Annotated in this window: 4 protein-coding genes; 1 reads left to right on the top strand and 3 read right to left on the bottom strand. The window is 38.6% G+C overall.

Annotated elements, in window-relative coordinates; all coding sequences use genetic code 11:
• On the bottom strand, positions 1-476 hold a 476-nt coding region (locus H5202_RS19955), incomplete at its 3' end, for a LysR family transcriptional regulator (protein ID WP_182773602.1).
• A gap of 287 nt (positions 477-763) precedes the next feature.
• Here H5202_RS19955 and H5202_RS19950 point away from each other — a divergent pair.
• The gene (locus tag H5202_RS19950; protein ID WP_182773601.1) at positions 764-1,267 is read left to right on the top strand and encodes a lactoylglutathione lyase family protein; all 504 of its coding nucleotides are present in this window, start codon (positions 764-766) and stop codon (positions 1,265-1,267) included.
• An 83-nt stretch (positions 1,268-1,350) separates the two neighbouring features.
• On the opposite strand, the gene H5202_RS19945 is transcribed toward H5202_RS19950, so the two are convergent.
• Together H5202_RS19945 and H5202_RS19940 are read right to left on the bottom strand one after the other, a co-directional pair.
• Positions 1,351-2,040: a pseudouridine synthase gene (locus H5202_RS19945; RefSeq protein WP_182773600.1), complete on the bottom strand. Its 690-nt coding sequence runs from the start codon at positions 2,038-2,040 to the stop codon at positions 1,351-1,353.
• 149 nt (positions 2,041-2,189) lie between these two features.
• Positions 2,190-2,841: DUF4010 domain-containing protein (locus H5202_RS19940; protein ID WP_182773599.1), on the bottom strand; the 652-nt coding region annotated here is incomplete at its 5' end.

Here is a 2,841-nt window from a genome sequence, read left to right as displayed (position 1 = left end):
AATGGGGTCACCACCAGCTCATCCATGTTAATCGGCTGCGTAATAATGCCCACATCAATGGTATTGGCCATAACACTATCAATAATGCGCTTATTGGGCGCTGCTTCCAGATAGATTTGTAATCGACTATATGATAATTGATAGTCAATAAGGTGAGGATATAAAAGCAACGCCATCGATCCCGAACACGCTAAACGGCATTCGCCGACATGCTCATCATCAACCGCCAATTGCGACAAAACTTGCTGTTGCTGCTGCTGCCAAATTAATGCTTGTTGATACAACACTATTCCGGCTTCAGTTAGCTCAAAGCTTTTACCAATTCTAATCAGTAAATCAACACCCACCTGCTGCTCGAGCTTTTTAATGTGTTGACTCACGCCAGGTTGCGTCATAAAAAGCTGCTCAGCGGTGTGAGTAAAATGCCCTACTTCAACGAGTTTAATAAAAGTGGTTAACCATTGTTGATTTAACATATCTCGCCTCTACTCTGCCCTAAACACTGATCTCTCATCCATGACACTTTCACGGATTGCTTTTAACCCGAATGTTATTAATCAAAACGATATTAATCAAAACGATAGTAACTAGAACGCTATCATAGCAATTTTTAATAAATTAACGATAACATTAATAACAAAAAATTATCATTATGAGTATTTTTGATAATTTAACATTCATGAATGAACTTCTTATACTGACGTTATCAACTCGGAATGACGAGCAACATGGCAACACATTAATTCAGTGTAAAGAGGTTAAAATGAGTAATACATATCCACGCAGTTTTTCCCATATTGGTATTTCGGTACCAGACTTAGATGCCGCTGTTAAATTTTATACTGAAGTATTAGGTTGGTATCTCATTATGCAGCCTACAGAAATTGTTGAAGAAGACACGCCTATCGGCGAAATGTGTACTGACGTATTTGGTACCGGTTGGGGATCATTCCGTATCGCTCACCTTTCAACTGGTGACCGAATCGGTGTCGAATTATTCCAATTTACCAATCAGGAAAATCCAAAGGATAATTTTGAATACTGGAAAACCGGCATCTTCCATTTTTGCGTGCAAGACCCAAATGTTGAAGAACTCGCTGAAAAGATTGTTGCTGCTGGCGGTAAAAAACGCATGAAAGCACCGCGTTATTATTATCCAGGAGAAAAGCCTTATCGCATGATCTACATGGAAGACCCATTTGGTAATATTCTAGAAATCTATAGCCACAGCTACGAGCTACATTATGCTAGCGGTGCATATAATTAAACTTCAAACCAACATAAGTTGCGGTTAATGCTAATAGGTTGCGTCTCGGAACTGTACTCACGCTGTACTTCTGGGGCGCTCTTTTATGGATAAAAAGACCTAATTTCATCTGTGGTTAAATATCGCCACTCCCCTTCTGCTACATCGGCACTCACAGCTCCAATACTTTCACGATGCAGCGACACCACTTTATTACTAATAGCAGCAAACATGCGTTTTACTTGATGAAACTTGCCTTCAGTTAAGGTCAGTAATACTTCTTGTGGTGTGATAATGTGCAACTGTGCCGGTAATGTCAGCTCTTGCTCCCCTTGCAAAGCAATGTCTTGTAAAAATAACTCGACGGCATCTGCTGCTATCGGCTTAGCTAACTTAACCCGGTAAACTTTATGACACTCTCCAGACGGAGAGGTGATAGCAAATGTCCAACGGCCATCATCGGTAATAAGCACTAATCCGGTTGTGTCGGCATCTAAGCGTCCGGCAATATGCAACTCAGATGGTCGTTCGACGTCAATTAACGAAAATAACGACGGATAGGCACCATCGACATTCGAACAAAGAGTATTGGCAGGTTTATTGATTAACATATAACGAAACGCTCGAGCTGCAAGCTTTTGACCGTTTAAGCTGACTACATTATTTTCATGGACTTGAACAGCTTCATCCCTGACAACCACACCATTAACGAACACAGCCCCGTTATGGATAAGTTGGATAGCGTCATACTTTAATAATTCAGTACTTTTACAAACAAATCGATCAAGACGCATAAATAACCTTAACTTGGGGTAGTCATTTTTTATTGGCTACTTGAGAAGATATTATGCGTTGTCTCGTACGATATGCAAATCAATGATAGTGGATGTTATGCAACTGGCTCAAACACTGTTTGTGTTATTAAGGGGGGATAGCAAACACATTACTTAAGTAAAAAAGAGCAAAGGTATGTAACACCGACACTCAACGCAAAACCCACAAACATAATCATAATAAAAAAACCTTTGTGCGAAAAATTGCTTCCTTTAAATACTAAGTACGATTTACTGATGGTATTACCGAGTAAGATCAACAACATTAACTCTATCAAATCAATACCCTGCGACTTCATAGACCATTCTGTCATCACCGATACAAGAATGGCATGAGCTTCAAAAAATGATACAAGCAAAGTACTGATCCCTCTAGATAGACCAAGTTCACTGCCTATAAAATGCATAGCATAAACAAGTCCGAGGATAAAAATAGATAACTTAGCAACATTCTTCCAGTTTATTGGATGATCAATTAATAGCTCAATATCAACAGTAGATGGTCCGGAATGATCACTTAAAAAAAGCAAATTAGATTTAATCTGCACATATATAATCGCCGTAATAAAAAACATTAACTGCGTAACAAAGGGAAGGTAATAAATAACCGGTAATTGGTCTGCCAAAAAAAAGATAATAAATAGGCATTCCAGTAACATAGAACATAAAGCAAACAACAATGTCAGTAGCAAGTCACGTTCACTTGTTGATGCAAATTTTTTATCATTCAATATTTGTAAAAAAACAGCCGTGCTGGAAATA

The sequence above is a fragment of the Shewanella sp. SG41-4 genome, assembly GCF_014164505.1.
Lineage (GTDB): Bacteria > Pseudomonadota > Gammaproteobacteria > Enterobacterales > Shewanellaceae > Shewanella.
This window is presented reverse-complemented; position numbering and strand designations above follow the sequence as displayed.